4 protein-coding genes and 10 pseudogenes are annotated in these 16,818 nt (G+C 44.5%); 5 read left to right on the top strand and 9 right to left on the bottom strand.

The window, feature by feature from the left end; genetic code table 11:
- Positions 1-190: 190 nt before the first annotated feature.
- From cydD to infA, 4 genes and pseudogenes are all read left to right on the top strand, one after another.
- Positions 191-1,984: pseudogene (gene cydD, locus GKR74_RS15650) on the top strand (heme ABC transporter permease/ATP-binding protein CydD).
- Positions 1,960-3,723 (top strand): annotated as a pseudogene (gene cydC, locus GKR74_RS15655) (heme ABC transporter ATP-binding protein/permease CydC). Before cydD ends, cydC begins: the two co-directional pseudogenes overlap by 25 nt.
- Positions 3,711-4,433, top strand: a complete 723-nt coding sequence (aat, locus tag GKR74_RS15660; RefSeq protein WP_154604272.1) for a leucyl/phenylalanyl-tRNA--protein transferase — start codon at positions 3,711-3,713, stop codon at positions 4,431-4,433. Before cydC ends, aat begins: the two are co-directional and overlap by 13 nt.
- A 139-nt stretch (positions 4,434-4,572) precedes the next feature.
- Positions 4,573-4,788, top strand: a pseudogene (infA, locus tag GKR74_RS15665) (translation initiation factor IF-1); the annotation flags it as partial.
- Positions 4,789-4,852: 64 nt separating this feature from the next.
- On the opposite strand, the pseudogene clpA reads toward infA, so the two are convergent.
- Positions 4,853-7,144 (bottom strand): annotated as a pseudogene (clpA, locus tag GKR74_RS15670) (ATP-dependent Clp protease ATP-binding subunit ClpA).
- Between the two features lie 34 nt (positions 7,145-7,178).
- Positions 7,179-7,496: pseudogene (gene clpS / locus GKR74_RS15675) on the bottom strand (ATP-dependent Clp protease adapter ClpS); the annotation flags it as partial.
- Between the two features lie 657 nt (positions 7,497-8,153).
- Between clpS and GKR74_RS15680 the strand changes: the two are divergent.
- Positions 8,154-8,495, top strand: a pseudogene (locus GKR74_RS15680) (DinI-like family protein).
- Here the strand turns inward: GKR74_RS15680 and GKR74_RS15685 are convergent.
- The 7 genes and pseudogenes from GKR74_RS15685 to GKR74_RS15715 all read right to left on the bottom strand — a co-directional run bounded on the left by GKR74_RS15685 (position 8,446) and on the right by GKR74_RS15715 (position 16,815).
- A complete protein-coding gene (locus tag GKR74_RS15685; RefSeq protein ID WP_154604275.1) occupies positions 8,446-9,996 on the bottom strand; it encodes a phage tail fiber protein in 1,551 nt (516 codons plus the stop codon). The pseudogene GKR74_RS15680 and the gene GKR74_RS15685 overlap by 50 nt on opposite strands.
- 65 nt (positions 9,997-10,061) lie before the next feature.
- Positions 10,062-11,078: a DUF6453 family protein gene (locus tag GKR74_RS15690; RefSeq protein ID WP_154604276.1), complete on the bottom strand. Its 1,017-nt coding sequence runs from the start codon at positions 11,076-11,078 to the stop codon at positions 10,062-10,064.
- Positions 10,997-14,374: pseudogene (gpJ, locus tag GKR74_RS15695) on the bottom strand (TipJ family phage tail tip protein). The gene GKR74_RS15690 and the pseudogene gpJ overlap by 82 nt, the downstream one beginning before the upstream one ends.
- A 56-nt stretch (positions 14,375-14,430) precedes the next feature.
- Complete coding sequence (locus GKR74_RS15700; RefSeq protein ID WP_154604278.1) at positions 14,431-15,036, bottom strand: tail assembly protein; 606 nt, start codon at positions 15,034-15,036, stop codon at positions 14,431-14,433.
- A pseudogene (locus tag GKR74_RS15705) lies at positions 15,027-15,743 on the bottom strand (NlpC/P60 family protein). The gene GKR74_RS15700 and the pseudogene GKR74_RS15705 overlap by 10 nt, the downstream one beginning before the upstream one ends.
- Positions 15,725-16,483, bottom strand: a pseudogene (locus GKR74_RS15710) (phage minor tail protein L). The pseudogenes GKR74_RS15705 and GKR74_RS15710 overlap by 19 nt, the downstream one beginning before the upstream one ends.
- Positions 16,474-16,815, bottom strand: a pseudogene (locus GKR74_RS15715) (phage tail protein). The pseudogenes GKR74_RS15710 and GKR74_RS15715 overlap by 10 nt, the downstream one beginning before the upstream one ends.
- Positions 16,816-16,818: the final 3 nt, after the last annotated feature.

Raw genomic sequence — 16,818 nt, forward strand, 5'->3', positions numbered from 1 at the left:
CCAATATAATTTACCTTTATAAAACATATCGATAACAAAAATTGTTCTATTCAAATAACTGGCTTTTATTATGTAACATATCTGATGGAAGCTGTTATGATAGGCAAAAATTCGGTTAGATTTGATGACAAAGTCAACTATCTTAACTGCACTCAATAACATGAAAACTACACCTGCTAACTAAATCATTATGGATAAATCAAGACAGACTGAATTGGTGCGTTGGTTAAAGCAACACAGCGCTCCTGCTAAGCGTTGGCTCCGAATTTCTATGCTATTAGGCATAGTCAGCGGTTTATTAATTATTGCGCAGGCTTGGTTCCTCGCTGTGATCCTACAAGCGCTCATGATGGAGAGTATTCCACGCGAGCAACTCCTCACCGACTTTGCGTTATTAATTAGTGTCTTTATTTTACGCGGTGTTATTCATTATCTTCGTGAACGCGCTGGCTACCGTTGTGGACAAGTTGTCAGACAGCAAGTCCGCGGCATGGTGTTAGATAAACTGCAAGAATTAGGCCCTGTTTGGGTCAAAGGTAAGCCAGCAGGAAGCTGGGCGACGATTATTCTTGAGCAGATTGAAGATATGCAAGATTACTATTCTCGCTATCTTCCGCAAATGTATTTAGCCACCATCATCCCAATCATGATCTTGATTGCCATCTTCCCTTTTAACTGGGCAGCTGCGCTGATTTTATTTGCAACCGCACCGTTAATTCCGATTTTCATGGCACTGGTTGGGCTGGGTGCTGCCGATGCTAACCGCCGTAACTTCCTTGCTTTAAGCCGTTTGAGTGGCAGTTTCCTCGACCGTTTACGTGGATTAGACACCCTACGCCTGTTCTTCCGTGGCAAAGCAGAAGTCACCCAAATTCGTGAATCCACTGAAGACTTCCGTTCTCGCACCATGGAAGTGCTGCGTATGGCATTTTTATCGTCGGGAGTCTTAGAATTTTTCGCGTCAATCTCCATTGCGGTGGTCGCTGTTTATTTCGGATTCTCTTATCTTGGAGAGTTAAGTTTCGGTAGTTATGGTCTACCTGTCACACTATTTGCTGGTTTCCTTGCGCTGATTTTATCCCCGGAATTTTTCCAACCTCTGCGCGACCTAGGCACTTACTATCACGCAAAAGCCCAAGCTGTGGGCGCCGCGGAATCGCTGGTGACCTTACTCGAAAGCCAAGGTGATGAACAATTACCACAAGGCGACAAGGTGATTGATGAGCAACCTATTCGCATTGAAGCCAAACAACTGGAAGTTCTTTCCCATGATGGCACTATTCTCGCAGGTCCTCTCGATTTCACCATTGAACCGCAGCAACGCATTGCCTTAGTTGGTCAAAGTGGTGCAGGTAAAAGTTCCCTATTAAACTTATTACTTGGCTTCCTGCCTTATCGCGGCTCCATTACTATTAATGGCAATGAGCTCAATCAATTATGCCCTGAACAATGGCGTGTTTTGGTTGGCTGGGTTGGGCAAAACCCGCATTTGCCTGAACAAACGTTGCAAGAAAATATTTGCCTAGGTAAACCCGATGCGACTGAATCAGAAATTCAATCTGCTATCGAAAAAGCCTATGTGGCGGAATTTCTGCCCAACTTACCGGATGGGTTAAATACTCGCTTAGGTGATTTCGCCGCACGTCTTTCTGTTGGGCAAGCCCAACGTGTCGCTGTCGCTCGCGTACTCTTAAAACCTTCTCGCTTATTGCTATTAGATGAGCCAGCTGCCAGCTTAGATGCGCACAGCGAGCAACGCGTGATGGAAACATTGAATCAATTATCTGAGCAGCAAACCACGTTATTAGTGACCCATTTACTTGAAGAAACCATGGATTACGACCAAATTTGGGTGATGTCTAACGGGAAAATTATCCAGCGTGGTGACTACCAACAACTGAGCCAGTCTGAAGGTGCCTTTGCCCAATTACTCGCTCATCGCCAAGAGGAGCTTTGAAAATGAAAGTATTACTCCCCTTCTTAGCCCTCTATCGCCGTCATTGGTTTTTGATTTCCTTAGGGATCATTCTGGCGATTGTCACGCTGCTTTCCAGTATTGGCCTTCTCACGTTATCGGGATGGTTCTTAGCCGGTGCTGCTATCGTTGGTGCGCCGGGGATCTTTTTCTTTAACTATATGCTCCCTGCGGCTGGAGTTCGTGGTGCGGCTATTTTCCGTACTGCGGGACGTTATGCCGAACGCTTAGTCAGCCACGATGCGACATTCAAAGTCTTAGCCCATCTGCGAGTTTTCGCCTTCAGTAAGGTTTTACCACTATCTCCCGGTGGGATCAGCCGTTTCCGCCAAGGGGATCTATTAAATCGACTGGTGGCGGATGTCGAGACCCTAGACCATCTTTACTTGCGCGTTCTCTCCCCGATTGTCAGTGCTTTCTTTGTCACGTTTGTCCTGATTATTGGTTTAAGCTTCCTTGACCCTCGCCTTGCATGGACGTTAGGCGGCGTCATGCTGTTCCTGCTGTTTACGATGCCATTTGTATTTTATCGTGCTGGTAAACCGATTGGACGTGAGCTTACTGAGTTACGTGGAAATTACCGCACTGTATTAACTTCCGCATTACAAGGCCAAGCCGAATTAGCCTTATTTGGCGCGACTCAACGTTTTCGTCAACACTTATCAAGCATCGAAAACTCATGGCAAGGTCGCCAGCAGCAACAAGCGGCACTGACAGGTTTATCTCAAGCCATCATTCTGTGTGCATCAGGACTTACCGCAACCTTGCTTCTATGGATGGCTGCTGAACATGTTGGCGGAAACACACAACCCGGTGCGCTGATTGCCTTATTTGTGTTCTGTGCATTAGCTTCGTTTGAGGCTTTAGGGCCTGTTGCCGTCGCATTCCAACACATGGGGCAAGTGATTGCATCGGCTACCCGCGTCTCTCAGTTAATGCATGCGAAACCGGAAGTGAACTTTGTCAATCAAGGTAATGAACTAAAATCGCTGGAAAATTTAATCATTGATAACGTCACGTTCACTTATCCAGAACAGCCTTTCGCCGTACTAAAAAATGTCACTTTGTCGATCAAACAAGGCGAGCACATCGCGTTATTAGGAAAAACGGGCTGCGGTAAATCAACTCTACTGCAATTGCTCACCCGCGCTTGGGATGTGGACAGTGGCGTGATATCGATTAATGGCCAGCCAATTCAAGCTTACAGCGAAGAAGCGCTACGTGGCGTGATGTCCGTGGTTCCTCAGCGTGTTCATGTCTTCAGTGATACCCTGCGCAACAATTTATTATTAGCCGACGAACAAGCCTCAGATGAGCAACTTTGCGATGTACTCACTCAAGTTGGCTTAGATAATTTGTTGGATAATCAGCTAAAATTAAACGCATGGATGGGTGAAGGCGGTCGTCAATTATCAGGAGGAGAGCAGCGCCGCTTAGGTATCGCTCGCGCCCTTCTGCACAATACGCCGCTGGTATTAATGGATGAGCCAACAGAAGGGTTAGATGCCCACACTGAACAGCAAATTCTCAGCCTGCTCAAGCAAAAATGTGCCGATAAAACCCTGCTGGTAATCACCCATCGTATGCAAGGTTTAGAGCAGATGGATACCATTTGTGTGATGGATAATGGCGAAATTATCGAACAAGGCTCACACTCGCAATTGTTAGCTGAGCAAGGTCGTTATTATCAATTCCGTCAACGTCATTTGGTTCAGCAAACTCGCTGAGGTGCACCATGTACCAATTAGACGATGATTCATACCTGTTCCCGCCCGTGTCTGAAGCGATGCGGGAACCTAATGGGTTACTGGCGATCGGCGGTGATTTATCATCTCGACGCTTACAAGCGGCTTACTATGATGGTATTTTCCCGTGGTTTAACCCTGGTGAAGTGCCTTTATGGTGGTCACCCGATCCGCGAGCCGTCTTGAGAGTGGGCGACTTGCATATCAGCCGTTCCATGATCAAAACATTAAAAAAATCTCCTTATCGCATTACCATAAATCATGCGTTCAAAGAGGTGATAGCGGCTTGTGCTGTACGCAAAGAAGGCACGTGGATCCTGCCCTCTGTACAAGCGGGCTATCTCGCACTACACCAAGAGGGACTCGCCCACTCTATTGAGGCGTGGCATGGTGATCAGCTGGTGGGCGGTTTGTATGGCGTGAACATGGGACACCTGTTTTGTGGGGAGTCAATGTTCAGTAGAATGAATGATGCGTCCAAATGTGCTTTTATTACATTCTATTTTCATTTTTTGCGCTATAATGGGCAACTTTTTGATTGTCAGGTACTTAACCACCACACCGCTTCACTTGGCGCGACGGAGATCTCCCGCAGGGATTTTCTGCATATTCTTTATCGGTGGCGTGACCTGCGGATTGACCCAGCATGCTGGTTACCACAGTCAATTGATTTACCTCAATCATTTGAAAAATCACCACTTTTTAAGCGATAGAAAGTGGCAATACAGTAATTTTATCCCCAACTATTTTAAAGAAAGATCGCTTTAAAATGCGACACTTCTTTACTTAGTGTGGGTTTTTGGGCATTATCTTGCCCGTAAAAAATCACGGTTATTAGACTTAGAGGATTAGATGGCCAAAGAAGATAATATTGAAATGCAGGGAACGGTTTTGGATACCCTGCCAAATACAATGTTCCGCGTTGAACTGGAAAACGGTCACGTCGTGACTGCGCACATCTCTGGTAAAATGCGTAAAAACTACATCCGCATTCTGACAGGCGACAAGGTAACTGTAGAGTTAACTCCTTACGACCTGAGCAAAGGCCGCATCATTTTCCGTAGCCGCTGATTTTCGATTTTCAGGCAAGGCCTGACAAGACCACAGGTGCCTAAGACACCTGTGGTACTAGCTATTGTCAGATTACAGCATCCTCTGGAGAGGCCTTGTGTACGCTACTGAAGCTGTATGTCAGTGTGTGACTCTTTTCATCAAGCCCGATACTCACCGAGCCGCCATTCGTTAACGAACCAAATAACAGTTCATTTGCCAATGGTTTCTTCAGGTTATCCTGAATGACACGCGCCATAGGTCGGGCACCCATTGCTTTGTCATACCCTTTCTCACACAACCAACGACGAGCCGCTTGGCTTACCTCGATCGAGACGCCCTTCTCATCCAACTGTGCTTGCAGTTCAACAATGAATTTATCCACCACTTGCGTGATGATATCCATCGACAGCGCATTAAACCAAATAATGCCATCAAGACGGTTACGGAATTCCGGTGAAAATGTCTTTTTAATTTCAGACATCGCATCCGTACTATTATCTTGCTCTGCAAAACCAATCGAGCGGCGCTGAGTTTCTTGCACCCCTGCGTTGGTGGTCATGACCACAATCACATTACGGAAGTCCGCTTTGCGACCGTTATTATCCGTTAGCGTACCGTGATCCATTACTTGCAGAAGAATGTTAAACACATCTGGGTGCGCTTTTTCAATTTCGTCCAATAGCACGACGGAATGCGGATGCTTAATGACGGCATCGGTCAGCAATCCACCTTGGTCAAAACCTACATACCCCGGAGGCGCACCAATCAGTCGGCTAACCGTATGGCGTTCCATATATTCAGACATATCAAAGCGCAGCAGTTTCACATCTAACGCTTTTGCCAGCTGCACGGTGACTTCCGTTTTACCCACGCCAGTTGGCCCTGCAAACAAGAAGGAGCCGACGGGCTTATGATCTAACCCTAAGCCTGCGCGATTCATTTTAATCGCCTCAGACAGCGCCTCAATCGCTTTATCTTGTCCAAAGACTAACATCTTCAGGCGTGAGTCTAAGGTTCTCAAACGATCTTTATCGCTCGAGGAAACGGTTTTTTCTGGAATACGCGCAATACGCGCCACCACGGTTTCGATTTCAGGTACACCGATGGTCTTCTTACGTTTACTTGGCGCCACTAAACGGGTTCTTGCTCCCGCTTCATCGATAACATCAATGGCTTTATCCGGCAGATGGCGGTCGGTAATGTATTTCACCGATAAATCCACCGCAGCCTGAATGGCTTTCGCGGTGTAGCGAACATCATGGTGAGACTCATATTTCGGTTTCAACCCATTAATGATACGCACGGTTTCTTCAGGGGTAGGTTCCACAATATCAATTTTTTGGAAACGTCGAGCCAACGCTCTATCTTTCTCAAAGATATTGCTGAATTCTTGATAGGTCGTGGAACCAATCACACGGATACGACCACTTGATAACAGCGGCTTAATCAAGTTTGCGGCGTCTACCTGTCCACCCGATGCCGCACCAGCACCAATAATTGTGTGAATCTCATCGATAAACAGAATGCTTTTCGGATCTTTTTCCAACATTTTCAGCAGCGCTTTAAAACGTTTTTCAAAATCACCGCGATATTTAGTGCCAGCCAACAATGAGCCGATATCCAGTGAGTAGATTGTGCAATCTTTCATCACTTCAGGCACATCATTTTGCTCAATACGCCACGCTAAACCCTCAGCAATCGCCGTTTTACCTACGCCGGATTCCCCAACCAATAGTGGGTTATTCTTACGGCGACGGCACAACACTTGAATGGTACGCTCTAATTCAGCCTGACGTCCCACCAGCGGGTCGATATTCCCTTTCTTGGCCTGTTGGTTCAGATTGGTGGTGAAGTTGTCCATATGGTCTTCTGAGACCGGCTGCTCTTCACTTGGTGGTGTATTGTTTGCGGCATCATCCTCCGATGAAGAAGAATCTTCACCTTTAATGGTACCGTGGGAAATATAATTAACCACATCGAGGCGGCTAACATCATGCTTACGTAATAAATAAGCCGCTTGGGATTCTTGTTCGCTAAAAATCGCCACTAGCACATTCGCGCCAGTCACTTCGCTGCGCCCTGATGATTGAACATGAAAAACAGCACGTTGCAGTACGCGCTGGAAACTCAAAGTCGGTTGAGTGTCTCGCGTATCATTCTCAGGCAATAGCGGCGTGGTTTGGGCAATAAAATGCTCGAGTTCTTGTCTCAAGGCAACCAAGTCGACCTTACAAGCCTCTAAAGCTTCACGCGCAGAGATATTGCTCAATAATGCCAGCAATAGGTGCTCCACAGTCATAAATTCATGGCGATTGTCTTTCGCTCTGGTAAAAGCAACATTTAGACTAAGCTCCAATTCTTGATTGAGCATAAGCACCTCCCAAAATTGATATTAAGACTCTTCAGACTTTTTCTATAGTACACAATAAAGGATATTCATGTTCCCTTGCAAAAGCATTGACTTGGGCGGCTTTAGTTTCTGCAACTTCAGCAGTATAAACACCGCAAATACCTTTACCTTGAAAATGCACATCTAACATTATCTGTGTAGCGCGTTCTTCATCAAAAGAAAAGTATTTTTGTAACACCTCAACAACAAAATCCATCGGCGTATAATCATCATTATTTAACAGTACTTTATACATCGATGGTGGTTGTAGCGTCTTTTCAACTTCATCTTTAAAAATTGTGTCAGTTTTAAATGTGCCCAGAAAATCACTCATTACTTTCGTGCTCAGTCGTATTACTCAGTGTGGAAATTCAATTTAAGCATAGCCTTTATTATCAATGATATCTATTCACTAAATAGCAATTCAATAAAGCTAAGCCATTAAAAATATTTTATCTTCATTTTGGTACTGAATTCTCAATTTATCTCAGTGTACCATGGGCTGATGACTAACTTATAGCACCTAAATTTTGTGACGCACATCAAATAATTTAAAAATTCACGAAAAACGCTCATCGGATTATTTTCAGTTTATTCAAAAAGCCAAAATCCGACTCTTGACCAGATATCCCTATTCAATACAGTATAAAATGCGCGCGATTAACTTCGTATTTATACCTAGTTTGCATGTGTATTTTATTCATGCGCTTAATAATAACTTAACTTATTGATTAATAATTATTTAAATGGCATTAACCCTTGGTTTTATGCCATTTTCAACTATCATTTAACCTCTTGATTTAACGATATTCTTTAAATGGTTTTGGGGAAGTCATTTTCTTAGCCATAAGATAAATTTTACCTTATTTCTTGATCTCCATTAATATTTTACTGTATATAATCACAGTTATTATTTAACTGTTTTTATATACAGCGCTTTATGCAAGGAGAATGTACGATGGTTACTATTAAAGTTCGCTTCGCTGCAAGCATGAAAGGTAAATTACCTGTGGGGACTTTCGACGCATTGAGAAATGAGATTACAAAAAGATTGAACCCCAAATACCCTGATTTAAATATCGATATTAGTTGGGGATCTCAAGCTAATGTTTCTATTGATGGCCTTGGTAAGAACGAAAAGAAAACCTACATTGAAGAAACGCTGGAAGAAATTTGGAATGATGGAGATTGGATGCCTGAAATGAAAGAAACTGAGGAAGTAGAGTATTTCGATAAATGATTAGAGTGCGCCAACTACTCAAGCTGGCGCATTTATTTTTTAATTATAGCAATGTGTCATTATCACCAAGGTCATATTGTTTACGTTCCGTAGCTTCCTGTTCTGCTCTTTCCGCTTCTTCTGCTGCTCGTTTAGCTTCTTCTTCAGCTAATCGCTCCGCTTCTAGTTTAGCAAGCCTCTCTGCTTCAGCTAGCTTCTGATTGTAGATAGAATCACTCGGCATATTCACACGAACATCAATCCAGTGACCATTGGGAATATCACAAGGCTCACCCGGAGTTAACTCAACCATTTCCCCATCAACTTCTTTAAGAAATTCAGGGTAAAGCTTGAATCGCTCATATTGAATATTCTGCGGCAAGTCATGCTTGCGATATGTCGTATAAAGTACGATATCGCCATTTTCTTCAGGTTCAACGATACGGCCGTCAAATGGATGTGGCTTACCTTTCTCCAGTACATCATAAAGCGCATATACTAGTGGAAGCTGGTTAATACCGCATGGGATAGTAATACCACCATGAACTCCACCCCAGCTAGCATCAGGGTGCATACCAAGAACCCCATGCAGTTGATAGATTCCAGTGTGCAACTTTTTGAGTGTTACGCCATCTGATTCGTCGTTAAGTTCGATATGGTCTGCGAAGACTTTAATGATTGGTGATGCGGCTTTTAGATTTCCGTTAGCGTCTTTTGTTGTATTCTTGTCATGATAGAATTTAGCCCAATCCCCAGCTTTCCCAGCATTAAACGAACGAATAAATAGTGTTCCTGATGAACTTCCTCTATCTGAAAATGCCAACTGGCTTCGATATGAAGGATAGGCGGCAGGAGCTTGTATGAACGCCCAAGACCCACTAATATTTTGAGGGGGCGTTCCCATATTCTCTTGCATGTGATAAAAGCCTACCGGTGATGTATAGTTGTCGACCGCCCCCTCTCCTGAGATACCACTATTCCCTAAACCAAAATCACCCACTTTCATCAATGTTCCACTACCTGAAGGCATTGTAATATAATATGTCACGTCATTGACTCGATAATAAAAATCAGGGGTGCCTCTAACCAGTGACACCATTAGTGCATTTTTATTATCAGCCGACCATACGCCAATTGATGTTTTGTCTCTGATTTCACCGTCAAAATACTGAACTGAGTTTGTTGCTAGCGTTGCTTTTCCATTAATCAGCTTTTTCAGTGCAATGATGCTTTCGAGTTTGACCGTCTCCCCAGTCGGTGTTTTTATTTCAACAATGCCGTCCTGAGTCATCCATGTATCCATATTGCGGAGGAAATACTGGATATACTGCTGATTCGCTAGCATCTTGCGAACGCCATCGCTCATGCTGTCTAGAACGAATGTGGCAATCTGATACTTAGCCGCCGAAGCTGCAACAGGTACAGGATAAGTAAGATTAATCTCTGTGTCTGAATTCACGGATAACACTGTGTTCATGTACACAACGTTATTGATGAGATAAGAGATTGGGCAGCCTTCTGAGATGCCGTTTAAGTTATCTTTCCAGCGCGTTCCGGTACCTTTTATTTTTGTTTGGCCTGCCGTGGTTGTGATGGTGCCTGTTTGATAAATCATTTTTTAACTCCAAAATTTGGACGCAAAAAAACCGCAATTAATCGGCTTATCGTTGAGTTGAGTATTTAGAAGTAGTCGTTGAAGTCTATGGCGTAGCTGCCGGCATACACTATCTTGTTGTACATGTAGTTGGCATACGTGGGGTAATCACCAATGGTCCACATCCTTTTCGCTATAAGCTGTTTCCCTGATACCCTAAATCCAGACATGTAACAGTTAACGGTATTTCCCTCATTCTCCAGCCATGTATTGGGGCTATCCATCGTGAACATCGGAACATCGAATTTACTCGTGGCAACATTATTGCTCGTGTTAACTATCTGCCCATTGTTATAAAACGGTGTGTACTCGGAGTTGAAGACTACCTTGCCCTCTCTGTTCCAAATTGTCAGTCCGTCGGAAGGTTGAAGATTTAACCCGGACGCAAATATCACAACATATACCCAACCAGACTCTAGCGAAATTATCCGGTTATTAGGCCTGTCGTAGCGTATCGTTTGGCTTGTATTTTCAGGTCTAATAAATACACAAACCGAGCTACGGTTCGGGATAGAATCCGGAACACTCCAATAACCCCGCCCATTCTTATCCGCTTGTATAAATATTTTTTGCCGAAACACACAATAGGAAACCGTAGATTCTTGGGTGATAGCTCTAAAGTTATCAACGGCAGCATCTATCTGCGAGTTAATAAAAAGCCCATAAGAGTCTTGCGGGGCTTCCTTCAGTACACCGTATAAGAAAAAGTGGGAATTACCATCACTCCCCGGTAACCAACCTGAATCACCGCCCCACCAGTCATAGTTACAATAGAATGTATCGCCAGACACCCAATAGCTTCCGATACTCACGCCCTGCACCGAACCATAAGCCAGAAAGTGGCATAACGCAGAAGGCACAATAACCACATTGTATTTTGACATACCCGGTACATTAACAGACTTATTTTTTTGATACGGCTGTGGGCTGAGTGGATGAATAACAATATGCTTTAGGAAGGTTAGCGGATAAGAGTTGTTGGTGATTTCAATCGGCTTCCCGCCGTCTTTAGGGTTAATAAACAATCCATAATCATCGCTCATACCGGACGCCTCCCAAGTTTTACAGCCCATCGTTTGCTTTCGTCAAACACAGCGACCCCAGTGTTATCAACCAGTAATTGCCCATCATCACTAACGATTCTAAAATCGCCGCTAATAAGGATACTGTGACACTCAATTTCTCCCGTTTTAGCATCAATATTGAAACCCATCTTACCGGGAACGTAATTTGCTGACGTCATTTTATCAGTTACAACAACTTCGTTAAGCCATGCCTTGCTAATAAATGCTTCATTCATGAAAACTTGACCGTTTTTCATGTATAAGAAGGGCTCCATTTTTCCATTAACTGGATTATAGAAAGCAAAGTTATTCGCATTAAAACCGATGAATGACTCGATTTTACCGTTTTTCAATTCAGCGCTAATCACCATTCCAGCTGCGTTATACTTCTTACCATCCACAACAATCGTGATATTGGTACTGTGCATCGCATAGCCTGCACCTTGCTTAAACTCAGCCTGCATCTTGGTATTGATTAACGCCTCTTGCTCATTAAATTTCACCTGTAGTTGAGTTTGGGATTCTGCAAATGCGCTATCTAATTTCGCAACAGCCTTATCTAGCGTAGCAACCTCAGATTTCACGCCGTTAATGGAGGCATTGACCGTCGTGTACTTCTCAGCCCAAGCCAGTTCACTGTCCGCATACACACGCCATAGCTCTTTAATTTGAGCTTGCGACTGTCCATGTTTAACGAATAAATCCTCTTGAAGCTCATAGGTAGCAGCCATGTTGATTAGACATGCTTCATTAAGCCAATCGAGTGTTTTATCAAGTTGCTTACCTGCTTCTGCAGTCATGAAATGCTCATTGAGAGCAGGCATGATAGTATTCACATCAAACTCAGACTCCCCGCGAACAAATGAGGTCCATTCCGACTCATTGCCTGATTTATCCACCAGCCTCGCCCTGAAGTAAAAAGCAATGCCCGCAGCTAAACCGGCTAACTCATGGGAACGCGATGGGTAAGGGACATCTGCAAGCAACATAAGTCCATTGCCATCATTGGTTTTGCTGTACTGAATCTCTGTTTTTAACGTATCGCCTGTGTTATCACCAAAACCCCAATCAAGCTTAATACCGAACACAAGCGGCGAAGACCTAAAGTTTACAGGCTTAGGTGGGTTCCCTACTTTCCCTGTCAGTGTTGTTTCTGGCGCATTCGCCCAAATACTGGAAATTTCGGAAGCGTTGATCGCCCTAACACGCACCTGATATCGACCAGAATAAATTCCATCAACATCAAATCCGAGTGATGAAGTTCTAGGCACATTGATCCAGTTACCGTTATCGCGACGCCACTGCGCTTCATACGCAATCGCACTTTCTGGCGCTTCCCAACTGACACTCAGCGTAGAAAAAGCAATGCCCTGATCCACTCTAGAATAAGATGAGATTTTTACGTTTTTCGGAGCTGGCTGAACACTTGGAGGAATAACTGTAATAGGACGCTCATCAATTCGGGCGCCGGAGTCAATGTGTTCATAATTATCAGGATTATGAATGGCGCCACTGATGGTGTAAGTGTTATCCACGTTATCGCTGATATTAATCACTCGATATAGCTGGACAGCCAAATCATCAGAATCAACAACCCACACCGCCTCTTTTTGCGGTACCTGCGAGTATTCGACAGAAACCGTAACCACTTTTTTATTTACTGAGGTAACGGTTCGCCCCTCTGAGTTCCCATCAGGCAAGTTGATGATCAGACGATCGCCTGCTTTAATTGACGTGACTCTATCGAGTGTAATATTACGCCCCTTAGCGGAAGATATGCGTCCACCGTTATCACGCCCAGCTAAGTTTGAATCAGCTACGGCAATGATGTGGCCAGGAGAAGGGATCGCACCCTCAAGTCCTGTAGCGAAAGTGATCATGCGGTCATTCGCATTTGTGAGTAATGCCCAGCGGCCACGACGGTTAGCTTCACTTCTGCGGGTGCAGCCAATCGCGGATAACTCGATTTTACGTACGCCGTATCGACGCTGAAGTTTTAGATCAGCAACGGCTTCAACATCATCATTACTGTGATTATCTGTATCAGTAAAAGATACCAGTGCTTGTGTATAGCGATTCTGGATACTGCCACCTGAATATGATGGTTTGCCACCAATAATATTGGCGTTGGTAAATGTGCGGAAGATGCTCGCAGGCATATCAGCAACCACATTCACTTTGTTATCAGCCCAGAATGTCATACCTCTGAATATCGCCGCGATGTCACGTAGTACTGTGTAAGCTGACTCTTGCGATTGGATATACACATCACACAGGAAGCGGGGCTCTTTACCATCACCACCACGACCATCAGGCACTAATTCATCGCAATCTTGTGAGATTTTATAAAGGTCCCATTTACTTATATTTGGGAGTTTTATTCTCTCACCACAACCATATCGATTATTAATTGATGCATCGTAATAAACCCATGCAGGGTTATTAGTAGCTGCAAGCTTAAATGTCCCATCCCATACGCCTGAATAGGTTCTATTAATTGGATCATAATTAGTCGGCACTTTGACAAGTATCCCACCTTTAGGACGAACACTAATTTTAGGGATGCGATTATTAAATTGACGGGCATTGAAGGTAATAAACAAAAGTGCCGTGTTTGGATAACGTAGCTTTGCATCAATGACTTCCGTCACAGCTGCTATCGTTACTTTATCAGCAATACGGGCAGTATTCTGATTCTTAGTGAGCCGGCGAACACGCAATTGCCAACCTGTTGTGGCTTTGGGTAAATCGACACGATGGGTGCGCTGGTATTCGCTTGTTGTTTTTCCATCGAATGCAGACTTAACAAGCTCTTTATATCCTGTTCCATCCGTGGATAAATCAATAGCATAATCAATGCGGTAGCCTGTCGTGTCTCCGTTGTCATGCTGGCGCATTAATTGCGGTACCGAAAAGCGAACACGAATAGCAGATAACTGAGTGTTGTTAATAGTTCTGACGTAAGGCTGATCGTCTTTCAGTTCCATTCCTACAGCAATATCATTATCCACGGAGGGAATGCCTTGAATGTATTCTTGCTGTTCACTGCCAGATCTAAACTCCCACGTCACACCCTCAAAATTTTTGGTGCCGTCTAAGTTACCAATCGGTGTATCGTCGAGGAAAATACGGGTATCATCCAACCCACCGGCTATTTCACCCTCCGAAATCGCTAACAGAATTTTTGCGGTAGATTCGGATAGCAAACTGTCTTTTGATTCGACTGGCGTATGTCCGCCACCACCACCGCCTTTGGCGCCGTATATCGTTTCCATATTTCACCCATAAAAAAAGCGGCAATTAAGCCGCTCGTGTTAACGTGTTCGTTTTGCTATTTCTGATCTTCGGTATAAATCCCCGCTGAAATAATCGCGCCGCCAACTTCTCGACGATCTAGCCCATATAAAAGCGGTACCGGATTACCTTGCGCTGTCGTATTCACGGCGCCACCAAAGGCATAAGAAGGTTTGTTATCCGAATCTTGCCGCACTGATAATCCTTGTGGCTGAGGTGATAGCATTTGTATAACACCGCCCAATGCCATGGCAGCACCACCGAGTGCCAATGCGCCACCAGCAAAACCACCCGCACCAAATGCAGCCCAGCCAGCAGGACCTAACATCATTGCAGCCCCAATCATGGCCACACCTAAAATAGTCTGAAAGAAACCACCACGCTTACTACCTTTGATCACCGGAGCAATGCGAATTTCTTCACAGGTATCAAGATGCAACTCATCTTCTGCAATATTGCGCTTACCTTTAAACACGGCAAACTCCAGTCCTCTAAGGTGAGAACTTGCTAAGAATTGTTCAAAGCCATCATAGAGTACCGATAACGCTTTAATCGCTTCACGGGGGGAATCAATTGCAAGCCGATGTTCGCGTCCAAAGTAGGTACCCAAAACACCATAGAGACGCACTGTTTTTAAGCTCATGCCAACTCCTTGCGTCTGACTATTTTCACTGTTCTGTCTCGCCAGTAATCACTGTATGGAACAATGCGGCTTAGCTGCCCGTAAAGATGGTGGAGAAGCATGCCATTCACTATCACCCCGGCATGATTAGGGACATCCGCTTGCACTTGCATGATGACCATGTCGCCCTCTTTCAAGTCACCAGAGAACTCAACAAAGCCCTCTTGCTGCCAGTTATCCATGTACAGGTTTCCGCCATCTTCCCACCAGTGATTTTCGACGCTGTAGTTATGCAGATCAATACCGTGTGCCTGTCTGTAGTAATCCATAATGAGTGACCAGCAATCGGCATGACCTAACACAAATGGGCGCCCTTCTAATTCACGTTCTGCGCGAGGATGAATAGTTCGAATGTCACCTTCTGGCCATGATGCTATTACCCATGGCAACCCCGTCGCATCACACTGCAACTTATCTATTTCACTCGGCTGAGATGTCACGCCATCACCACAATGACTATGGACTATCGCTATTGGATCGCCCCAATCTTCAGCTGTGGCATAATCTTCAGGGGAAAGTTCAAAGTGTTCAGTAGGATTATCGGAGAGGTTACGGCAAGGGAAGTATTTTTTGACTCGGCTTTTTTGGCAAATCACACCACACACTTCTTTGGGATATTCCGCTTTTACATGCTGAAATATCGCCTCCGTTAATTTCTTTGTGATCATCGTATTAATCCCGCTGCTGGGAACCCTCCAAAATCCAAAGGCTCATTTTCACCAAAGCGTTTTTTACAGTCGCTAATTAGCCCGCCGCATTTATCTAATGCCGGATCATCAACCGGTTCACCACGCTCATCGAAATATTTATTACCCGTATAATTACAGCCTCGCCCGCTTCGATAATCACCTTTCATGCACCAGGAGCAAAGGTTATGGATTTGTCGAGCGGGGATCATAATTCCCTGCAAATCAAACGGGCTAGATAACTCGAACTCAACCGTTTCACCTGCCACTTCATTGTTTTTACGATCAATGTAATAAACTTGCGTAAAGCACTCTTCAGGGTTAGCCGTAGAGTTTCCATCAGGAAAATTTTTAGCATCGAGATAATGAGCGAAGGTTTCATAAATAGTGACTTTTGCTAGCGCCATATCATCAAACTGCAAACATAATGATGAAATAACACTATTGACGTTTGAGACTCTAAATTTCGGTCTAGCTTGCGCACCGTCACTGTTTTTGGACATTCCTTCAATTTGATAAGGGTGCGCCCCATATTCATTGCCTTGCCACCAGATGGAACGCGGGGCAAGTTCATCACCTCCCCCCTTAAGCTCTTTCTCGGTATAACGTAAGTTATAGGCATGAAAGCGCAGAATAGGACCATCAAACGCACTGGCATCCACTTCAACTAACTGTATTCGACTTCCCGGCTCCAGCATTTGAACGTCTGCAGTTATTTTCATGAGCTAAATGCCTCAATAAATGTCGTCATTAATGAATATTTACCGCCACCCAGCGCACTAGGCTTGTATTGTTCACATCGAAATAGCCCTTGTGGTCGGAGTGGTGGCTTCCAAATAAAAGACTTATACCCACCGTGGCGATCAAGAAAGGCAACAATCTGTTCGATCATTGCCTCTTCACCCACAAACTCAAGTTGCCAACTATCAGAGCGGTTGTTTAACCCATCGCCCGCGGTTTGTGTATATCCATCACCGAACTGGGCTTTTTTGACTCTGAATGTTGTATCACTTTGCGCATTAATACGGGGACACCAAGTGAACGTTTCTACCATACA

Source organism: Providencia sp. wls1914 (genome assembly GCF_009706645.1).
GTDB classification, from domain to species: Bacteria; Pseudomonadota; Gammaproteobacteria; order Enterobacterales; family Enterobacteriaceae; genus Providencia; species Providencia zhijiangensis.